This window comes from Bradyrhizobium sp. CFUWI (assembly GCF_056429085.1).
The window spans coordinates 264,762-284,297 of sequence record NZ_JBWJZE010000008.1 but is presented as its reverse complement, the minus strand read 5'-3'; the positions used below and the strand labels follow the sequence as shown (position 1 = coordinate 284,297).

Below are 19,536 nucleotides of genomic sequence, written 5' to 3'. Positions count from 1 at the left end.
AGATCACTCTCAAGCCGGCTGATCCTCGCCACCTTCGAACAGCTGGATCGGAGCACCAGGCATGATGGTCGAGATCGCATGCTTGTAGACCAGCTGCGAATGACCGTCGCGCCGAAGCAGCAAACAGAAATTGTCGAACCAGGTCACGATGCCCTGGAGCTTTACTCCGTTGACCAGAAAGATCGTCAGTGGCGTCTTGGTTTTGCGAACGTGATTGAGGAAGGTGTCCTGTAGGTTTTGTGCGCGGTCTGCCGCCATTGTTTTTTTCTCGCTTTGAGTTTCTTTTTATTGCGCCGGTTGCGGCCCTCTTTGTGAGGTTCGGGGCCTCTCCCGGTTGCCGTTCCGTCATGAGATCCCCCTCGGACGGAACAGCTGTGCGATTAGAGGACAGGTGGGCCTATTAGGCAAGCCGCTTCACGCGGCAGCCCCCGCCTGATTGCTCCGAAAAAATACGGAAATCGATGATTTTCCTGCTTTATCCCTAAGATGCCGCCGCAATGTCGCGGCGCTGGATTCTTGTTTTGACGTCCTTTTCCTCATGCCCGCCGGTGGCCGCTTCGCGCGAAAATGCGCTAGCCGACACCGAGCGCCTTCAGCTTTCGATGCAGCGCCGACCGTTCCATGCCAACGAACTCGGCTGTGCGAGAAATATTTCCTGAAAAACGGCTGATCTGTGCAATCAAATAGTCGCGCTCGAACACTTCGCGCGCCTCACGCAGCGGCAGGCCCATGATGTGCTCGCCATTGTTGCTGGTCGGCATCGCCGGCACCATGGAGCCGACGTCCTGTGGCAACATGTCCGCCGTGATGATGACCTCCGGCCCGCCTGCCGCGAGAATCATGACCCTCTCGACGTTGTTGCGGAGCTGGCGCACATTGCCCGGCCAGACATGCGATTGCAGCACCGCCATGGCGTCCTGCCCGATCTGCCGCTTGGGCAGACCGCTGCCGGCCGAGATCTGCTCCATGAAATAGTCGATCAATTCCGGGATGTCCTCGCGCCGTTCCGAGAGCGCGGGCACGCGGATCGGCACCACCGAGAGCCGGTGATAGAGGTCCTCGCGGAAGTGGCCGGCCGCGATCTCTTCTTCGAGATTGCGCGCGGTCGAGGAGATGATGCGCACATCGACCTGCACCTTGGCGGTGCCGCCGACGCGCTGGAACGACTGCTCCACCAGCACACGCAGGATCTTGTTCTGGGTCTCGCGCGGCATGTCCGCGATCTCGTCGATGAACAGCGTGCCGCCATGGGCCTCCTCGAGCGCGCCGGCCTTGCGCGGCTGCTCGCCGTTGGACTGTTCGACGCCGAACAGCTCGTGCTCCATCCGCTCGGGCGTGATCGCGGCGGCGTTGATGACGACGAAGGGACCGTCGGCACGGCCCGAGGCCACGTGCAGGGTGCGTGCGGCCAATTCCTTGCCGGCGCCGGCGGGGCCGACGATCAGGATGCGGCTGTTGGCCTTGGCGGCGCGCTCGATGGTCTGGCGCAGCTGGTTCATGCTGGGCGAGCGGCCGACGAGCTGGCTGGCGCTCGGCGCGAGCTGCTTCAGCTCCTTCACCTCGCGCTTCAGCCGCGAGTTCTCCAGCGCCCGGGTTGCGACCAGGATCAAGCGGTCGGCCTTGAACGGCTTCTCGATGAAGTCGTAGGCGCCACGCTTGATCGCCGCGACCGCGGTCTCGATGTTGCCGTGGCCGGAGATCATCACGACCGGCAGATCGGCGTTGTCTTTCTTGACCTGCTCCAGCAGCTGCAAGCCGTCGAGCTTGGAGCCTTGCAGCCAGATGTCGAGGAACACCAGGTGCGGCCTGCGGTTGGCGATCTCGGCGAGTGCCGTATCGCTGTCGCGTGCGGTTCGGGTCACGAAGCCCTCGTCCTCGAGAATGCCCGCAACGAGATCGCGAATATCGGCCTCATCATCGACAATCAGAATTTCACTTGCCATGGATCGCGCCTGTCATGTCAGCTGCCTGTTGAGGCTTCGATTTTCGTTGAATCATTGGTCTTTTCAGCGGGCTCTTTGGTTTCGGCCGCCGGCCCTTTTGTTTCCGGCGCCGCCTCTTTCGCCAGCCCCGTCACTGCGTCCTTGGTGATTTCCCTGGCCACCGGCGCCTGCCCGGCTCCTTCGGCTTTGGCGGGTTGCCCGGAGATCGCAAAGCGCATCCGCATCCAGGCACCGCGCTGGCCCTCACGGAAGTCGGAGGCATCCTTCAGCTCGATGCGTCCGCCATGGTCTTCCAGCACGCGGCCGACGATCGCAAGGCCGAGGCCGGTGCCCTTGGCCCGCGTCGTGACGTACGGTTCGAGCAGCCGCGAGCGCGCGACCTTGGGCAGTCCGATGCCGTTGTCGATCACGTCGATCAGCACGTCATCGCCCTCGCGGGAGACGACGACGTCGATACGGCCTTTGCCGAGCTCTTCCGGCGGGACCTGCTCGATCGCCTCGGTGGCGTTCTTGACGATATTGGTGACCGCCTGAGAGATCAGCCGGCGGTCGAACTGGGCCCGGAGCGGATCCTGCTTGAACTCGGCCTCGATATCGATCTCGGGATGAGCGACCTTCATCAGGAACACGGCCTGCCGCACGGTGTCGGCGACGTCCTCGCCCTCCATCACCGGCTTCGGCATGCGGGCAAAGCGCGAGAACTCGTCGACCATGCGGCGGATGTCGTCGACCTGGCGCACGATGGTGTCGGTGCACTGCTCGAAGATCTGCTTGTCCTTGACCTCGGTGATGTCCTTGCCGAACTTGCGGCGGATGCGTTCGGCCGAGAGCTGGATCGGCGTCAGGGGGTTCTTGATCTCGTGGGCGATGCGGCGCGCTACGTCGCCCCAGGCCGAGGTGCGCTGCGCCGAGACCAGCTCGGTGATGTCGTCGAGCGTGATGATGTAGCTGTCGTGCGGCTGATTCTTCTCGGCGCTGACCCGGACTGACAGATTGCGTTCCTGCCCGTCGCGGGTGATCGTGATCTGCCCCTGCACCAGGCGCTGGGTCCCTTCCCGCGCCGCCTTCATCATCTCGTCGAGCTCGGGCAGCACCTCGGAGAGCGGGTGGCCGAGAGTCTCGGATTCGGCGTGCCCGATCAGCTTCTCGGCCGAGCGGTTCAAGATGCCGACGCTGCCGGAGGCATCGACGCCGATGATGCCGGCGCTCGCCGAGGACAGCACAGCCTCGATGAAACGGCGGCGACTGTCGATGAGGTCGCTGGCGTTGACGAGCTCGTCGCGCTGGCTGCGCAATTCCTGCGTCATCTTGTTGAAGGTCTCGCCGAGCTGGGCCAGATCGCCTTCCGACTGGTGCACCGGCACCTGGACATGGAGATCGCCGGTCGAGACCGTGTGGGCCGCGTTCATCAGCCGCCGGATCGGCGAGACCAGCGAGTTGGCGAAGTTGAGGCCGATCAGCACCGAGGCCATCAGGATGGTCAGCGCGATCACGGCAAACATCAGCGCGAAGGCGACCTGGATACCGAGCCGGCGCGACTCGATCTGGGCATATTCGGCGACGCTGACCTCGGTCTGCTTGAGCTGATTGACGACGTTGGGATCAAGGGGGCGGGCGACATAAAGGAAGGTGTCGCTGAACGCGCGCAACCGGATCACCGCGGCGACAAAGCTCGCATCGGGGAGCACCGCGATCTCGGGCTCGTTCTCGTTGACGTTGCTGAGGAAGTCGGGCGCGGGCGGCGAATAGGCGAGCCGCATGCCGGTGTCGGCGGATTCCAGGATGTTGGTGTTCTTGTCGATGATCATCGCGCCCGGCAGATTGCGCGAGCCAGCGCTGGCGGTCAGCATCTCGCGGAACGAGCGGCGATCCTGGTCGTAGAGCGGCCGGGCATGCGCGATGTCGTTGGCCATGCCGAGAATGTCGCCACGGATCAGCTGGGCATGGTCCTGCATATAGGCCCGCGCGATCGTCAGCGAATTCTGGATCACCTGCTTGGTCGGCCCGGAGAACAGCCGGTCGAGGCCACGCTCGATGGTGACGTTGGCGACGACGGCGACCAGCACCGCCGGAAGCACCGCCACGATCGAGAACAGGCTGACGATCTGGACATGGAGGCGAGCCGCCGCCCTGCCCCGCCGCCGCGCCAGGATCAGCTGCCAGAGCTCGCGGACGATGATGCCGACCAGCAGCAGGATCGTCGCCGCGTTGATCAGGTAGAACGAGCGGACCACCTCGGGCGTCGGCTCGATCCGGGTGAGGCCGGTCAGGACCAGGAAGGTCAGGAACGCCGACAGCAGCGCCAGCCCCACGGCAAACGGCGCCAGCCAGCGCCGAGCCGACCAACGCCGGGGCTCATCCGCTGGGGCCGTGTCGAAGTGTGCGGCCGAGGTCTCTGCGCTGGTCATTCCGGCAATGGCGATGCTGAAAAGGGGTCCGCGGGCGCGCGGATACTGATGTATTCGTACCACATTGTTGCCGAATTGCGACAATTCCGCGGCGCTTCCTTCGCGACCGACGCCCATCATCCACAACCACATGCCGCCTGGACGGGAACGGATTCCCGTCATCCCGGCTTGACCCGGCATGGATAGATATTTTCTCGCGACGATGGTGTCGGCCGTTCTGCTGCTGATCGTGGCCGCCGACCTCCTGGTCAACGGCCTGGGTCTCCAGCAGCCGCTGGTGAATGTCGCCAGCGTCATGCCGGCCTCGGGCCGGCTCGTCAGATAGGTGCGGTTCCGCGCGGTGCGGCCGGATGACCGATTTTACGGCGCGGACGGAACATTTTGCTCTGATGCGGACTTCTGCTCACCGCGTCTGCCATAACGGCCAGCGCGATCCGGACAGGCTCAGCTCTGCCTTGGTAGGGGGAGCTGAGCCACCGTCCCGGTCGAGCAACTAGCCCCCGCTGCGATAGACCTGGATGTCGAGATCCCGGATCTTCTTGCGCAGCGTGTTGCGGTTGAGGCCGAGCAGGTCGGCGGCGCGGATCTGGTTGCCGCGGGTGGCCGCCAGCGCGGCCGTGAGCAGCGGCACTTCGATCTCCTTGAGGATGCGGTGATAGAGGCCGGGCGGCGGCACGCCGTTCGGAAAGCCCTGGAAGTGCGATGACAGATACGCCTCCACGGCGCCGCCGAGATTGTCGACGCCCTGCTGGACCGCGGCGCCCGGGCTGACCGAGGGCGGCGCGAGCTCGCCATCGATGACGGACGCCGTGATGACGTCCTGCGGATAGAGCGCGGCGAGACGCCGGGCGAGATTCTCCAGCTCGCGCACGTTGCCGGGCCAGCGGTGCTGCTTCAGCCGCTCCAGCGCCAGCGTGTCGAGCTTCTTCGGCGGCAGGCCGTCCTTCTCGGCGAGCGCGAAGAAGTGCCGCACCAGATCCGGCAGATCCTCGATGCGCTCGCGCAGCGGCGGCAGCCGCAGCGGCACGACGTTGAGGCGGAAGAACAGATCCTCCCGGAACAGGCCCTGCTGGATCAGGACGCGCAGATCCTTGTTGGAGGCCGCGACGATGCGCACGTCGGTCTTGATCGGCGTGCGGCCGCCGACGGTGGTGTATTCGCCCTGCTGCAGCACGCGGAGCAATCGCGTCTGCGCCTCCATCGGCATGTCGCCGATCTCGTCGAGGAACAGCGTGCCGCCTTCCGCCTGCTCGAACCGGCCGGAGGCGCGGGTGTTGGCGCCGGTGAAGGCGCCGCGCTCATGGCCGAACAGCTCGGATTCGATGAGGTCGCGCGGGATCGCGGCCATGTTGACCGCGACGAACGGGCCGTTGCGGCGCTTGCCGTAATCGTGCAGCGCGCGCGCCACCAGCTCCTTGCCGGTGCCGGACTCGCCCGTGATCATCACGGTGAGGTCGGTCTGCATCAGGCGTGCGAGCACGCGGTAGATTTCCTGCATCGCCGGCGAACGGCCGACCAGCGGGATCGCCTCCATCTCGGCATCCTCGTCCGGCGTCGAGACGCGCTCCTTCGGCTCGGCGAGCGCGCGGCCGACGATGGCGATCAGCTCCTTGAGGTCGAAGGGTTTCGGCAGATATTCGTAGGCCCCGCGCTCGGAGGCGCGGATCGCCGTCATGAACGTGTTCTGCGCGCTCATGACGATGACCGGCAGATTCGGCCGCATCTTCTTGATCCGCGGCAGCAGGTCGAAGGCGTTTTCATCCGGCATCACCACGTCGGTGATGACGAGATCGCCCTCCCCCTGGCTGACCCAGCGCCACAGCGTTGCGGCATTGCCGGTGAGCCTGACCTCATAGCCGGCCCGGGACAGTGCCTGATTGAGAACGGTGCGGATGGCGGTATCGTCATCGGCTACGAGAATGCTACCTGCGGGCATCGTTAATCCTCATTTTGCCCCCTGTGACACAGGCGACGACTTCCCGGCAGAGTCGGCGCGACTGCTTTGATCGGCATGTTTCGCCGATGTGGAATACATCGGCATCAGCACGCGGAAGGTGGTCCTGCGCGGCTGAGATTCGCATTCGATGATGCCCCCGTGATCGCCGACGATCTTGGCGACCAATGCAAGACCCAGGCCCGAGCCGGTCTGCTTGGTGGTCACGAAGGGGTCGAACAGGTTGGGCAGAAGATCGTCCGGCACGCCCGGTCCGTTGTCTTTCACACAGAACTCGAGCGGCAGAGATACCCGGGATTTTTGACCGGGGACTGACAGGCGCACGCCGGGGCGGAACGCGGTGGTGAGCTGGATCTCGGCGTCGGGCACGTCGATCAGGGCCTCGGCGGCGTTCTTCACGAGGTTGAGGAACACCTGGATCAACTGGTCCTGGTTCGCCAGCACCGGCGGCAGCGAGGGGTCGTAATCCTCGATGAAGCGGATGTTGCGGGCGAAACCCGACTGCGCCAGCCGCTTCACGTGGTCCAGCACCGAATGGATGTTGACGGGACCGCGCACCACGGGACGCTCGTCGCCGAACACCTCCATGCGGTCGACCAGCGTCACGATGCGGTCGGCCTCGTCGCAGATCAGGCGCGTCAGCATGCGGTCCTCGGACGAGGCCTGCTGCTCCAGCAGCTGCGCCGCGCCGCGGATGCCGGACAGCGGGTTCTTGATCTCGTGCGCCAGCATCGCGGCCAGCGCGATCACCGAGCGCGCCGCGCTGCGATGGGTGAGCTGGCGGTCCATCTTGTCGGCGATGGTGCGCTCCTGCAGCATCACCACGATATGGCCGGGGCGCTCGGTCAGCGGAGCCACGTGCAGGTCGACCTGACGGTCGCCGCCCATGCGCGGCGTGCCGAGATCGACCTTGTATTCGTTGACCGGCGAGTTCGACGAGCGCACCTGGTCGATCAGCGCCAGCAACGGGCTGCCGAACGGCACCAGCTCTTTCAACGATTGCCGCTTCAGGAACTGCGTCGAGATCTCGAAGAAGGCTTCGGTGGCAATGTTGGCGGCGACGATCTTGCCGTCCGGCCCGATCATCAGCACGGGATTGGGCAAGGCATCGAGCATTGCGTCGCTGTCGGATGGACCGCGATGTTCAGCGGCTGAGCTCATGCAGCAGCGCTCCATGCGAAGTCATCGAAGGCATCCTGCAGCGACTCGTGGACGAGGCGCGGATCCTCCGAGGTGAGGATCTTCTGGCGCCACGACTTCAGCTTCTCGACAGACGCGCCGCTCGCCGCGGCCGCGACGTCGAGCGCCCAGCCGAGATGCTTGCGGGCATGTCTCAGTCCGACGCGAAGACCATAGAGCGCGCAGACGCCCTCATAGAGCGTGCGGATATAATGCAGCTGGGTTTCGAGCGAGGGCACAGCTTCCTCGGCCCCGCCCTTCAGGCGGCGGCCGATCTGGCCAGGCAGCCAGGGCTGGCCCTGCGCGCCGCGGCCGATCATCACGGCATCGGCGCCGGAGGCGTTGAGCGCCGCGAGCGCGCGCTCGTAGGAGGTGATGTCGCCGTTGACGACGAGCGGAATGGCGATCGCCTCGCGCACGGCGCGGATCGCGTCCCAATCGGCCTCGCCCTTGTAGAACTGGCTGCGGGTGCGGCCATGCACCGTCACGAGCTTGACGCCGGCGGCCTCCGCGCGCCGCGCCAGCTCCGGCGCGTTGCGGCTGCGATCGTCCCAGCCGAGCCGCATCTTCAGCGTCACCGGCACCTTCACCGCCGCGATGGTGGCGTCGATCAGGCTGACGGCGTGGTCGAGGTCGCGCATCAAGGCCGAGCCGGACTGGCCGCCGGTGACGTGGCGGGCCGGACAGCCCATGTTGATGTCGATGATATCGGCGCCTTCGGCCTCGGCGATCCGGGCACCCTCGGCCATCCAATGGGACTCGCAGCCGGCGAGCTGGACCACGTGCGGACCAATCCCGGCGGCTTCGCAACGCAACCGGGACATCCAATGGCCGTTGGCGAGCTCATCGCTGGCAGTCATTTCGGACACGACGAGACCGGCCCCGAGCTCCGCGGCCAGCCGCCGGACGGGCGAGTCAGTCACCCCCGACATCGGCGCCAGGAAGACCGGAATGGCGACATCAATATCGCCTATTTTCAACGGCTTAGAGCCGGATATTGCCGAACCGGTCACAGGGGTCTCGTCGACTGGGCAGGGGCCTCATCGCGCCTGCCATGATCTATCTTGCGCACAATTCTTGTGCAGTCAAGCGTCATGCCTACAGTTTAGACAATTCTGCAAGTCTTTCAAGTGCAGTGCAGCAAAATGCCGTTGCGAACAATCGGGGGAAACCCCCTTTTTTTGCGGGCCTGCCGTGCTAGAGGCATGCGGCAATCACCCCACTCCCCGACTCTCCCATCACCAACTGAGTATTTGAGTCCTATGGCGAAATCACAGCGCACCGCGGTCGTCCTCGTCGCAGCCGGGCGTGGACTGCGTGCGGGCGCCGGTGGGCCGAAGCAATATCGCGAGATCGGCGGCGTGCCGGTGATTTATCGCGCCATGGAAGCCTTCAGCCGCCACGCCGACGTGTTTGCGGTGCAGCCGGTGGTGAACCCCGATGACAGCGCCATATTCACGGCCGCGGTCGCGGGGCTCGAGCACGAGCCGCCGACCAATGGCGGCGCGACGCGGCAGGCCTCGGTGCTTGCCGGCCTCGAGGCGCTCGCACAACACGAGCCCGATATCGTCCTGATTCACGACGCCGCGCGCCCCTTCGTCTCGGACGGATTGATCTCGCGCGCGATCGAGGCGGCGAACCGAACCGGCGCCGCGATCCCCGTCGTCCCCGTCACCGATACCATCAAGCTCACCGGCGCGAGCGGCAATGTCGAGGGCACGCCGGACCGCGCCTCCTTGCGGATCGCGCAGACGCCGCAATCCTTTCGTTTCGACGTCATCCTCGAAGCGCATCGTCGCGCGGCGCAGGACGGCCGCAGCGATTTCACCGACGATGCCGCGATTGCCGAATGGGCAGGATTGACGGTTGCAACCTTTGAAGGCGATGTTGCCAACATGAAGCTCACCACACCCGAGGATTTCGTGCGCGAGGAAGCGCGTCTGGCGGCCCAGCTCGGCGATATCAGGACCGGCACTGGCTACGACGTGCACGCCTTCGGCGAAGGCGACCACGTCATGCTGTGCGGCGTGCGCGTGCCGCACACCAAGGGTTTCCTCGCCCATTCCGACGGCGATGTCGGCCTCCATGCGCTGGTCGACGCCATCCTCGGCGCGCTCGCCGACGGCGACATCGGTTCGCACTTCCCGCCGAGCGATCCGAAGTGGAAGGGTGCCTCCTCCGACCAGTTCCTGAAATACGCCATCGAGCGCGTCACGGCGCGGGGCGGCCGCGTCGCCAATCTCGAGGTGACGATGATCTGCGAGCGGCCGAAGATCGGCCCCTTGCGCGACACCATGCGCGCGAGCATCGCCGAGATCTCCGGCGTCGACATCTCGCGCGTCGCGGTGAAGGCGACGACCAGCGAGCGGCTCGGCTTCACCGGCCGCGAGGAAGGCATCGCGGCCACCGCGAGCGCCACCATCCGTCTGCCCTGGAGCGTGTAAGATCATGGGCGGCAGCGACGCACGCGCCCTCTCCCGTTCGCTGCTCGATCTGTGCCGGATGCGCAAGCTGACGATCGCGACCGCTGAATCCTGCACCGGCGGCCTCGTCGCCGGCGCGCTGACCGACATCCCCGGCTCGTCCGACGTGATCGATCGCGGCTTTGTCACCTATTCCAACGACGCCAAGCGCGCGATGCTCGGCGTCGAAGCCGGCACGCTCGCCAATTTCGGCGCCGTCAGCAAGGAAACCGCGACCGCGATGGCGGTCGGCGCGCTGGAGCGCGCCGGCGTCGATCTCGCCGTCGCCATCACCGGCATTGCCGGCCCCGGCGGCGCGACGCCCGGCAAGCCAGTCGGTCTCGTCCACTTCGCCGCCGCGGCACGCGACGGCCGGATCATCCACCGTGAGCATCGCTTCGGCGCGATAGGCCGCACCGCCGTGCGTCAACGCTCCGTCGTCGAGGCGCTGCGCATGCTCATGGATCTCGCCCGCGGCCCGCAGGCCCAGACCAAGCCGCGCGCCGCCGCAACCCGCCTGCGCCCGCGCGTGACCCGCTCGCCGCGCCGTCACGCCGTGAAGCGCAGGCCGCCGCGATCGCCGCGGGGCTGAACCACCCCACGCCGCCGCGAGCAATGCGCTGGCGTGATCGAGCACGGTGCCGGGAGAGGCGCGGTGGTCCGATCGGGCTACAAGCCTTTGCGTTGCCCGACGGGCAAAACACGCCAGTCGTAGGGCAAGACATCAGCGCGAAAATATTCGCCTTTACAGAAATTCGGATTTATCGCATCGTCCCGCCACCTCATCCCGGTCAGAGGGGCGTATCGCGATCGTCACGAAACGTGGGGTGAGCTGCGGTGGACGCAAGTCACATCGGCGCGAGAGGCATCGCAGGGCGGGCAACCGTGAGCGACGGCCGGCGCGCACACGACCGGTGTGACATGCGTACGGCAAAACCGTGTGGTCCTGACGCCCGGGGTCTGTGCGTCAAGTCTTGCGGTGATGTGGCGGCCCGACCGGGTGCGCGCATCAGCGATCTGCAAGGCGACGGGGGCAATAGTGCAACGCTCCCCGGGGAGAGCTCGGCATAAGCCGTCAAACCACTGCGCAGGGAAGGCCGGGATGTCTCCGGTTGCCCTGTTCTCCGCTATGCATGAAGCACACGCAGTCTGCTCTTGGCATGGCGGTCCATGGGAGCCAACCGGCTCCCGGCCTTCCCTGCGCCCTCTTTCAATTGATGAGGGTGAGGCGACCAGGCAAAACTCGGGCGAAGTGCGCCGCGAGCATGCGATGCTGTGTCCGCATGAAGGCGAGTACGTTGCAAACCCTATGCGTCACCGTCACCCTGAGGTGCGCGCGCTGCAGCGCGATAGCGTCGCAGAGCAAGCCTCGAAGGGCGACGGCCCCCGCTGCGCCAGTTCGGCCGCGCATCCTTCGAGGCTCCGCATGCGATGCATTCGCATCGCATGCCTCGCACCTCAGGATGATGGGATTGATACTGTCTCTACGGAAAGCTTCTGGCTTGCTTCCGCCTTCGTACGCAACACCCCGCTCTCGTGCCCCGGACGCAGCGCAGCGTCCCTCCGACGATGCGCTGCAGAGCCGGGGCCCATGTCGCAGCGAGTGCCGTGGCGTCATGGGTCCCGGCTCTGCGCAGCAACGCTACGCGTTACGGCGCGTCCGGGACACGAGAAGCCGCAACAGCTATGTCGACGCCAGCTTCGGCCGGCCGTAGATCGCATCCGCCCGCTTCTCGAACGCGGTGGAGAAGCGCGCGAAGGCGGCATCGAACATCGAGCCCATCAGCAACGCCAGCATGCGGCTCCTGAATTCGTAGGACAGGAAGAAACCGACATCGCAGACGCCCTCACCTTTGGGCTCGAACGTCCAGCGGTTCTCCAGATTGCTGAAGGGACCTTGCAGATATTCGACGAGAATCTTCAGATTGGCGCGGTCGAGCGTCACGCGGCTGGTGAAGGATTCCCTGACCAGCTTGAACGACACCGTCATGTCGGCGACCAGCACCTCGGTGCCGTCGGGCTTCACCATCCGCTGGCGCACCTTCAGCGCGCTGCAGAGCGGCACGAATTCCGGGTAGCGCTCGACGTCGGCGACCAGGTCGAACATCTCGGATGCGCTGTGATTGACACGGCGCTTGCTCGAAAATTTGGGCATGGTGGTTCAGCGGGCGTGAGCTGCCCGCGCGGCCTTCAGTCTCGCAAAATCCTCGCCGGCATGATGCGACGAGCGGGTGAGCGGGCTCGCGGATACCATCAGGAAGCCCTTGGTGTAGGCGACCTTCTCGTAAGAGGCGAACTCGTCCGGCGGCACGTAGCGCATCACCGCATGGTGCTTGCGGGTCGGCTGCAGGTACTGGCCGATGGTCAGGAAATCGACGTCGGCGGAGCGCAAATCGTCCATCACCTGCTGCACCTCGTGGCGCTCCTCGCCGAGACCGACCATGATGCCGGACTTGGTGAAGATGGTGGGATCGAGCTCCTTGACCCGCTGCAGCAGCCGGATCGAATGGAAGTAGCGCGCGCCCGGCCGCACCGTGAGATAGCGCGACGGCACGGTCTCGAGATTGTGGTTGAAGACGTCGGGCTTGGCGGCGACGACGATTTCGAGCGCCCCCTCCTTGCGCAGGAAGTCCGGTGTCAGGATCTCGATCGTGGTCGAGGGACACGCGGCGCGGATTGCGCGGATGGTCTGGGCAAAATGCTCGGCGCCGCCGTCGGCGAGGTCATCGCGGTCGACCGAGGTGATGACGACGTGGGCAAGCCCCAGCTTGGCAGTCGCCTCGGCGACGTTCTGCGGCTCGGCCGCGTCCAACGCATTCGGCAGGCCGGTCTTGACGTTGCAGAAGGCACAGGCGCGGGTGCAGGTGTCACCCATGATCATGAAGGTGGCGTGCTTTTTGTCCCAGCACTCGCCGATGTTCGGACAGCCCGCTTCCTCGCACACCGTGTGCAGGCCGTTGGACCGCACGATGTTGCGGGTGTCGGCATAGCCGCGGGTGTTGGGCGCGCGCACGCGGATCCAGTCCGGCTTCGGCGGGGAAGCGGAATCGGGCCGGTTCACCTTTTCGGGGTGGCGCGGGCGCAGCGGGTTCGAGATGGTATCGACGATTACGACCATGGGGTGTCCGGTCTGTTCAGGTCCTACCTAGTCGGTCTGGCGGGGCATCGCAACCCGCCTCGCCCCGCTTCGGGGAACATGGCAGATATGGGCAATATCCTGCTCTGTCCTCTGGCGATTCTCATCTCGAATGGCTCCAAGATCGAACGCCTCACCCCCGCGGCTCGGCAAACGGTTGAAGCGTGGCTTTTTCGGCCGCAGCGTCCACGAGGTCGCGCCCGACCTGATCGGCGCGACGATGCTGGTCGACGGAATCGGTGGCATCATCGTCGAGGTCGAGGCCTATCATCATACCGACCCGGCGGCGCACTCCTACAACGGGCCGACGCCGCGGAACCAGGTGATGTTCGGCCCGCCCGGTTATGCCTACGTCTATCGCTCCTACGGCATCCATTGGTGCGTCAATTTCGTCTGCGAGGAGGAAGGCTCGGCCAGCGCCGTGCTGATCCGCGCGATCGAGCCGACGCACGGCATCGCCACCATGCGCCGCCGCCGTCATCTCCAGGATCTGCACGCGCTGTGCTCGGGCCCGGGCAAGCTGACCGAGGCGCTCGGGATCACCATCGCGCACAACACGCTGCCGCTGGACCGGCCGCCGATCGCGCTGCATGCGCGGACGGAGGACGTCGAGGTCGCAACCGGCATCCGGATCGGCATCACCAAGGCGGTCGAGCTGCCCTGGCGCTACGGCATCAGGGGATCGAAGTTCTTGAGCAAGCCGTTTCCGAAGTGACCATCGTCGTTCCGGGGCGATGCGTAGCATCGAACCCGGAAGCTCGAGATTCCGGGTTCGGCTCGTTGAGCCGCCCCGGAATGACAGCGAACTCACGACGCCTGCTTCAGCCGCTCCAGCGCCTCGAGCAGCTTGGCCTTCCGCGCCAGCGCGGCCTCGCGCTTTTCGCGCTCCTCCTCGACGACCTCCTCGGCCGCGTTGGCGACGAATTTCTCGTTCGCCAGCTTCGACTCGGCGCGCTTGATGTCGGCGTCGGCCTTGGCCATTTCCTTGTCGAGACGCGTGCGCTCGGCAGCGACGTCGATCACGCCCTTGAGCGGCAGCGCGGCCACCTCGCCGCGCACGAGCAGCTGGACCGCACCGTCGGGCGCGCGGTCGGCGAAAGAGATGTCCGACAGCCGCGCCATGCGCTTGATGACGTCGGTCCAGCGCGGCGCGCGCTCCCTGGTCTCGGCCGAAGCGCCCGCCAGCACCAGCGCCGTCAACGTCGCCGGCGGAATGTTCATCTCGGCGCGCACCGAACGGATCTGGGTGATGAGGTCGATCACCCAGCCGATCTCGGCCTCGGCCGCAGGGTCGGTGAAGTCGGCATGGTCGAAGATCGGCAGCACCCAGGCCGGCGAGACCAGCGGATCGGTCGTCCCCGTCGTCGCGGCGAGCATCGCAAGCTGCTCGGACGTCGGCTCGGTCCGCTGCAGCGGCCATGGCGCCAGCGCGAGCAGGCCGTCGCGCTTGGCCGTCACCTCCCACAGCTCCTCGGTGATGAAGGGCATGAAGGGGTGCAGCAGCTTCAGGATCTCGTCGCGCGCCCAGGCGACCATGGCGCGGGTCTCGTCCTTGGCGGGACTGTCGGGGCCCAGCAGCACGGGCTTGGCGAGCTCGACATACCAGTCGCAATAGACGTTCCAGACGAAACGATAGATGCTGCCGGCCGCATCGTTGAAGCGATAGGCTTCGATCGCCTCGGTCACCTCGCGCGTGGTGTGCGCGCTCTCATGCGCGATCCAGCGGTTCAGCGTCTCCTTCGCCTTCGCCGGCTCGAAGCCATCAGGTACCGCGCACTGGTTCATTTCGGCGAAGCGGCAAGCGTTCCAGAGCTTGGTCGCGAAATTGCGGTAGCCCTCGACGCGGCTGGTGGCGAGCTTGATGTCGCGCCCCTGCGCCGCCATCGCGGCCAGCGTGAAGCGCAGCGCGTCGGCGCCGTATTCGTCGATCAGGTTGAGCGGATCGACGACGTTGCCCTTCGACTTCGACATCTTGGCGCCCTTCTCGTCGCGGACGAGGGCGTGGATGTAGACCGTCGAGAACGGCACTTCCTTCATGAAGTGCAGGCCCATCATCATCATGCGGGCGACCCAGAAGAAGATGATGTCGAAGCCGGTCACCAGCGCATTGGTCGGGTAGTAGCGCCGCACCTCGGGCGCGTCTTCGGGCCAGCCGAGCGTCGAGAACGGCCACAGCGCCGAGGAGAACCAGGTGTCGAGCACGTCCTCGTCGCGCGTGATGAAGCCTTCGCGCTTGTTGCGGTCGAGCGCCATCTCGCGGCCCTGCTCGGCCGTGATCACCTCCTGCTCGACGTAATAGCCGAGGGCGTGGCTGATCGCCTCCTCCTCGGTCTCGGCGACAAACACCTTGCCGTCAGGCCCGTACCAGGCCGGGATCTGGTGGCCCCACCACAGCTGGCGCGAGATGCACCAGGGCTGGATGTTCTCCATCCAGTCGAAATAGGTCTTCTCCCAGTTTTTCGGCACGAACGTCGTCTCGCCCGAACGCACCGCCGCGATCGCCGGCTTGGCCAGCGTCTTGGCGTCGACATACCACTGGTCGGTCAGGTACGGCTCGATCACAGTGCCGGACCGATCGCCATGCGGCACCATGTGGGTGTGCGGCTCGATCCGCTCGACGAAGCCGAAGCTCTCCAGCCGCTCGACGATGCGCTTGCGCGCGGCGAAGCGGTCGACCTTGTGGAATTCCTCGGCGAACTCCCCGGCGCCTTCGGGCAGGTCGCGCAGATAGTCCTCGTTGTCGACGAGATCGAGGCAACCTTCCCTGTCGATCACGCTGATGCGGCGCAGGCCGTGGCGATTGCCGACCTCGAAGTCGTTGAAGTCGTGTGCCGGCGTGATCTTGACCGCACCCGAGCCCTTTTCCGGATCGGAATAATCGTCGGCAACGATTTTGATCTTGCGGCCGACCAGCGGCAGGATCACGTTGTGGCCGACCAGCTTCTGATAGCGCTCATCCTCCGGATGCACGGCGACGCCGGTATCGCCGAGCATGGTCTCGGGCCGCGTGGTGGCGACGACGACGAAGCTCGAGGGATCCTCGGGGCTGAAAGTCTTGCCCTCGATCGGATAGCGCAGATACCAGAGGTGACCCTTGACCTCGGTCTGCTGCACCTCAAGATCCGAGATTGCGGTGAGCAGCTTGGTGTCCCAGTTCACCAGCCGCTTGTCCTTGTAGATCAAACCCTCGCGGTGCAGCTCGACGAACACCTTGACGACGGCCTTCGACAGGCCCTCGTCCATGGTGAAGCGCTCGCGCGACCAGTCGCAGGACGCGCCGAGGCGCTTGAGCTGGTTGATGATGGTGTCGCCGCTCTCGGCCTTCCACTGCCAGACCCGCCCGAGAAATTTCGCGCGGCCCATCTCGCGGCGGCCGGGCTGCTGGCGTTCCATCAGCTGCCGCTCGACCACCATCTGGGTGGCGATGCCGGCGTGGTCGGTGCCGGGCTGCCACAGCACGTCGCGGCCGCGCATGCGCTCGAACCGGCACAGGATGTCCTGGAGCGTGTTGTTGAGGGCGTGGCCCATGTGCAGCGAGCCCGTCACGTTCGGCGGCGGGATCACGATGGTAAACGGCACGGCGTCGCGGCGGTCGGGACGGCCGGCCTTGAAGGCAAGGCTGTCCTCCCACACCACGGACATGCGGGCTTCGATATCGGCGGGCTGGTAATTTTTCTCGATCATGGGGCTGCTAGAAAGCCGCGTGCGCGGGGCAAGTCAACGGAAAGCTCAGCGGCAAAAAGGCTTTCCAGCCCGGTCCGCGGGCCGAATATGCCGCAGGAGCAGGGCTTTATCGGGGCCGCAGCGCCCGCGTCAGCGGCCGCCGCGCGAGACCCGCTCGATTTCGGCCTTCACGATGCGTTCGACAAGGCCCGGCAAATTGTCGTCGAGCCAGGATTTCAGCATCGGACGCAGCATCTCCTTGACCAGATCCTCCAGCGTGCGTGCATTGCTGCTCAGCACCGTATGGGCCAGGGAGTTGAAGGCGGATTCCACCGCCGAGACCGTCGACTGCGCCAGGATCGGCTGCTGCGGCGGCAGCGGCGGGGCGTCGAAGTCCACCGGCGCGTAGGACGGTGGCGGGGTCGGACGCGGTGGCGGCGATTCGGCGAATTCGAGATCGTCCCGCGGCTCGACCTTGCGAAAGCTCGGTGGCGGCGGAGCCGGCGTCGGATCCATCGCCATCTCGTCGGTCAATTCGAGCACGTCGGGTTCAGGCTCGGGCTCCGGCTCAGGCTCAGGCGCGCGGACCTCGGGCGCGGGTGTGGCTGCGTCGAGTCCCGCCAGCAGCGCGTCGATATCGTCCTGACTGTTTGGCGATGCATCCGCCGCAGGTGCGGGAGCTGGGGCCGGCTTTGCGGCCGGAGGAGGAGCGGGCTTCTCGGCGGCCGGTTTGGCCGGTGCGACCTTGGAGGGCGGAATGTCGTTCATCGCCTGCGGCTTTGGCGGCGCTGCGGGGGCCGCGGCTTTCTCAGGCTTGGCGGTCTCAGCCGGCGGCGGCTTGGCCTCGTCGTCGGCAATGATGCGCCGGATCGAGGCCAGAATCTCCTCCATCGAGGGTTCTGTGACCTTTGCAGGCTGCGTCATCTCCGACTCCACATCATCAACGCCCTCGCATGCGTTGTTTTACACCAAGCAAGACAGGATTGGCCCGGTTCCGGGCGGGCGGCCTGCCATTTTCGTCGCGGCAGCCCGACTTGTCCCCAGATCACGGCTCAACGTGCGGCGGTGCGCCCCTGCCCCCGGCACTCAAGCTTTACGCATACGGCATCAATACGAGGCGAATCGACCCGCATTGTCCTGGCAAGGCTATGTCAGGGATTTTGATGATTGCAAGCAAAGCGCCGGTCGGCTTCGGCTGTTCGCGAGGCCGACCGGACGATTACGGGGATCAGCGCCCGTCAGGCGTGCGCACGCCGGCCCAGCTGTCGCGGACCTGATGGTAGTGAACGCTGGGATCGTAGACATTGGTCGCAAGGCCAAGCACCTGCGGCGCCAGACGGCCGACGGCGGCGAGGACGTTGTAGGATGCGACGACCCGGTCGTGCTGCGCGGTCACGAGCGCGACGCGCGCATTGACCAGCGCCTGCTGCGCGTTGAGCACGTCGAGGGTCGTGCGCTGACCGGCCTTGGCTTCCTCGCGGACGCCATTGAGCGCGATCTCGGACGCCGTCACCTGCGCCTGCGCCGACTGCACCTGCGCCTTGCCGGCCTGCAACGAACCCCACCATTGCACGATGGTCGCGCGAACCTGATCGCGAGTCTTTTCGAGATTGAGGCGCTGCTGCGCCAGATTTTCCTTGGATTGGCGGATCAGCGAATATTCGCCACCGCCATTATAAATCGGCACCTGGAGCTGCGCGATCGCCGATGCGGTGTACGAGCGCATCTGAATCAAGGACTGTTCGTCGGCCCGCTGGGCCGTTACCTGAGCCGTAAGTGTCGGCAGCAGCGCACCCTCGGCGATTTTGACCTGCAGATAGTTGACGTCGATGCCGTACATGGCGGCCGTCACGTCGGGGTGCTCGACCAGACCGAGCTCGATCGCCGAGGCAAGCGTTGCGGGAAGAAACCGATCGACCGGTGAGCCCGGCGCAAGGTTCGTCGGGTCGTTGCCGATGACCCGACGGAAGGCGGCGCGAGTCGTGTTGAGATTCGATTCCGCGGTAAGGGCCTGGGTCCTGCCGGCAGCCAGCTGCGCTTCCGATTGCGCGACGTCGGTGCGTGTCACCTCGCCGACATTGAAGCGATCACGGGTCTGCTTCAGCGTTTGCTCGAGGACGCGGACGTTGCTGCGCTGGACCTCGAGCGTGGCGGCGTCCCGCAGATAGTCCATGTAGGTCGTTGCGGCGCTCAGCAGCACGCTCTGATCCATACCGCGCAACGCTTCACGGGTGCCGGAAACCTGGCTCTCCGCCGCCCGCGTCCTGTTGGCGGTAATGTTGCCGTTGTAGAGCGTCTGCGTCGCGGTAACGCCAACGCTGCGGGGCGTCCTGGTTCCGGAGACTGAGTCAGCCCCCACGCCACTCTGCAAATCCTGGTACTGATAGCCACCGCTCGCCGTCAGATTGACCTTGGGCCGGTAGCCGGACAATGCCTGCGGAACGCCCTCGTCAGTTGATCGCACTTGGGCACGCTGTGCGTTGAGCTGCGGATTGTTCTGATAGGCGCGCACCAGTGCCGCCTCGATCGTGTCGGCCAAGGCAGGCGCCGGCCCGGCGAGCGCCAGCAACAGGACCGAAACCGCAGCTCCGGTGAAGAGCTTCACCCCATGCATCCCTGAAATTCCGTTCATTCTAACGCCCGGCTCGTGCCCGCGAGCTGGGTTACCGTCTACCGAGTGGAGTCGTTGCCCCGCCGCAACATAGGACGCGGATGGGCATGACGGAACCACCTCAAGGTAGTTCTCGGTGGAAACTCTTCACGTGCAGCATCCCGGCCACACTTCTGATTC

At 65.7% G+C, this 19,536-nt stretch carries 15 protein-coding genes; 4 read left to right on the top strand and 11 right to left on the bottom strand.

Annotated elements, in window-relative coordinates; all coding sequences use genetic code 11:
* Positions 1 to 9 precede the first annotated feature (9 nt).
* The 3 genes from hfq to AC066S_RS19830 form a co-directional block, all read right to left on the bottom strand.
* Entirely contained in the window at positions 10 to 258 is a 249-nt protein-coding gene (gene hfq, locus AC066S_RS19840) for an RNA chaperone Hfq (protein WP_007591126.1), read from the bottom strand.
* A gap of 314 nt (positions 259 to 572) precedes the next feature.
* Entirely contained in the window at positions 573 to 1,943 is a 1,371-nt protein-coding gene (gene ntrX, locus AC066S_RS19835; RefSeq protein WP_126257687.1) for a nitrogen assimilation response regulator NtrX, read from the bottom strand.
* 17 nt (positions 1,944 to 1,960) lie between these two features.
* Positions 1,961 to 4,351, bottom strand: coding sequence for a sensor histidine kinase (locus tag AC066S_RS19830; RefSeq protein ID WP_478270397.1), 2,391 nt, complete (start codon positions 4,349 to 4,351; stop codon positions 1,961 to 1,963).
* 178 nt (positions 4,352 to 4,529) lie between these two features.
* Here AC066S_RS19830 and AC066S_RS19825 point away from each other — a divergent pair, with 178 nt between their 5' ends.
* Entirely contained in the window at positions 4,530 to 4,676 is a 147-nt protein-coding gene (locus AC066S_RS19825; protein ID WP_164718604.1) for a hypothetical protein, read from the top strand.
* Between the two features lie 168 nt (positions 4,677 to 4,844).
* On the opposite strand, the gene ntrC is transcribed toward AC066S_RS19825, so the two are convergent.
* From ntrC to dusB, 3 genes are read right to left on the bottom strand one after another with little or no spacing between them, the layout of a single operon-like run.
* Positions 4,845 to 6,287 carry a nitrogen regulation protein NR(I) gene (gene ntrC / locus AC066S_RS19820; protein ID WP_028136498.1) on the bottom strand — a complete coding sequence of 481 codons (1,443 nt, stop codon included), beginning with the start codon at positions 6,285 to 6,287 and terminating at the stop codon, positions 4,845 to 4,847.
* A 9-nt stretch (positions 6,288 to 6,296) separates the two neighbouring features.
* A complete protein-coding gene (locus AC066S_RS19815) occupies positions 6,297 to 7,466 on the bottom strand; it encodes a two-component system sensor histidine kinase NtrB (RefSeq protein WP_126257689.1) in 1,170 nt (389 codons plus the stop codon).
* Complete coding sequence (dusB, locus tag AC066S_RS19810; RefSeq protein ID WP_478270396.1) at positions 7,463 to 8,464, bottom strand: tRNA dihydrouridine synthase DusB; 1,002 nt, start codon at positions 8,462 to 8,464, stop codon at positions 7,463 to 7,465. The genes AC066S_RS19815 and dusB overlap by 4 nt, the downstream gene beginning before the upstream one ends.
* Positions 8,465 to 8,746: 282 nt before the next feature.
* Between dusB and AC066S_RS19805 the strand changes: the two genes are divergently transcribed.
* Both AC066S_RS19805 and AC066S_RS19800 read left to right on the top strand, forming a co-directional pair.
* Entirely contained in the window at positions 8,747 to 9,928 is a 1,182-nt protein-coding gene (locus tag AC066S_RS19805) for a bifunctional 2-C-methyl-D-erythritol 4-phosphate cytidylyltransferase/2-C-methyl-D-erythritol 2,4-cyclodiphosphate synthase (protein ID WP_478270395.1), read from the top strand.
* Between the two features lie 4 nt (positions 9,929 to 9,932).
* Positions 9,933 to 10,538, top strand: a complete 606-nt coding sequence (locus AC066S_RS19800; RefSeq protein WP_126257692.1) for a CinA family protein — start codon at positions 9,933 to 9,935, stop codon at positions 10,536 to 10,538.
* Positions 10,539 to 11,630: 1,092 nt separating this feature from the next.
* On the opposite strand, the gene AC066S_RS19795 is transcribed toward AC066S_RS19800, so the two are convergent.
* The gene (locus AC066S_RS19795; RefSeq protein ID WP_126257693.1) at positions 11,631 to 12,101 is read right to left on the bottom strand and encodes a type II toxin-antitoxin system RatA family toxin; all 471 of its coding nucleotides are present in this window, start codon (positions 12,099 to 12,101) and stop codon (positions 11,631 to 11,633) included.
* 6 nt (positions 12,102 to 12,107) lie between these two features.
* Complete coding sequence (gene lipA, locus AC066S_RS19790) at positions 12,108 to 13,064, bottom strand: lipoyl synthase (RefSeq protein WP_126257694.1); 957 nt, start codon at positions 13,062 to 13,064, stop codon at positions 12,108 to 12,110.
* A 130-nt stretch (positions 13,065 to 13,194) separates the two neighbouring features.
* Between lipA and AC066S_RS19785 the strand changes: the two genes are divergently transcribed.
* The gene (locus AC066S_RS19785; protein ID WP_126257695.1) at positions 13,195 to 13,797 is read left to right on the top strand and encodes a DNA-3-methyladenine glycosylase; all 603 of its coding nucleotides are present in this window, start codon (positions 13,195 to 13,197) and stop codon (positions 13,795 to 13,797) included.
* A 92-nt stretch (positions 13,798 to 13,889) separates the two neighbouring features.
* Here AC066S_RS19785 and AC066S_RS19780 read toward each other — a convergent pair whose 3' ends face one another.
* From AC066S_RS19780 to AC066S_RS19770, 3 genes are all read right to left on the bottom strand, one after another.
* Positions 13,890 to 16,766 carry a valine--tRNA ligase gene (locus AC066S_RS19780; protein WP_478270394.1) on the bottom strand — a complete coding sequence of 959 codons (2,877 nt, stop codon included), beginning with the start codon at positions 16,764 to 16,766 and terminating at the stop codon, positions 13,890 to 13,892.
* Positions 16,767 to 16,895: 129 nt separating this feature from the next.
* Positions 16,896 to 17,669, bottom strand: coding sequence for a PopZ family protein (locus tag AC066S_RS19775; protein ID WP_167772239.1), 774 nt, complete (start codon positions 17,667 to 17,669; stop codon positions 16,896 to 16,898).
* 304 nt (positions 17,670 to 17,973) lie between these two features.
* A complete protein-coding gene (locus AC066S_RS19770) occupies positions 17,974 to 19,359 on the bottom strand; it encodes a TolC family outer membrane protein (RefSeq protein ID WP_478270393.1) in 1,386 nt (461 codons plus the stop codon).
* Positions 19,360 to 19,536: the final 177 nt, after the last annotated feature.

Bases quoted from the DNA above. Each gene is read 5' to 3' on its own strand.
- hfq (WP_007591126.1), bottom strand. From the start codon at position 258: ATGGCGGCAGACCGCGCACAAAACCTACAGGACACCTTCCTCAATCAC.
- ntrX (WP_126257687.1), bottom strand. From the start codon at position 1,943: ATGGCAAGTGAAATTCTGATTGTCGATGATGAGGCCGATATTCGCGAT.
- AC066S_RS19830 (WP_478270397.1), bottom strand. From the start codon at position 4,351: ATGACCAGCGCAGAGACCTCGGCCGCACACTTCGACACGGCCCCAGCG.
- AC066S_RS19825 (WP_164718604.1), top strand. From the start codon at position 4,530: ATGGATAGATATTTTCTCGCGACGATGGTGTCGGCCGTTCTGCTGCTG.
- ntrC (WP_028136498.1), bottom strand. From the start codon at position 6,287: ATGCCCGCAGGTAGCATTCTCGTAGCCGATGACGATACCGCCATCCGC.
- AC066S_RS19815 (WP_126257689.1), bottom strand. From the start codon at position 7,466: ATGAGCTCAGCCGCTGAACATCGCGGTCCATCCGACAGCGACGCAATG.
- AC066S_RS19805 (WP_478270395.1), top strand. From the start codon at position 8,747: ATGGCGAAATCACAGCGCACCGCGGTCGTCCTCGTCGCAGCCGGGCGT.
- AC066S_RS19800 (WP_126257692.1), top strand. From the start codon at position 9,933: ATGGGCGGCAGCGACGCACGCGCCCTCTCCCGTTCGCTGCTCGATCTG.
- AC066S_RS19795 (WP_126257693.1), bottom strand. From the start codon at position 12,101: ATGCCCAAATTTTCGAGCAAGCGCCGTGTCAATCACAGCGCATCCGAG.
- lipA (WP_126257694.1), bottom strand. From the start codon at position 13,064: ATGGTCGTAATCGTCGATACCATCTCGAACCCGCTGCGCCCGCGCCAC.
- AC066S_RS19785 (WP_126257695.1), top strand. From the start codon at position 13,195: ATGGCTCCAAGATCGAACGCCTCACCCCCGCGGCTCGGCAAACGGTTG.
- AC066S_RS19780 (WP_478270394.1), bottom strand. From the start codon at position 16,766: ATGATCGAGAAAAATTACCAGCCCGCCGATATCGAAGCCCGCATGTCC.
- AC066S_RS19775 (WP_167772239.1), bottom strand. From the start codon at position 17,669: ATGACGCAGCCTGCAAAGGTCACAGAACCCTCGATGGAGGAGATTCTG.
- AC066S_RS19770 (WP_478270393.1), bottom strand. From the start codon at position 19,359: ATGCATGGGGTGAAGCTCTTCACCGGAGCTGCGGTTTCGGTCCTGTTG.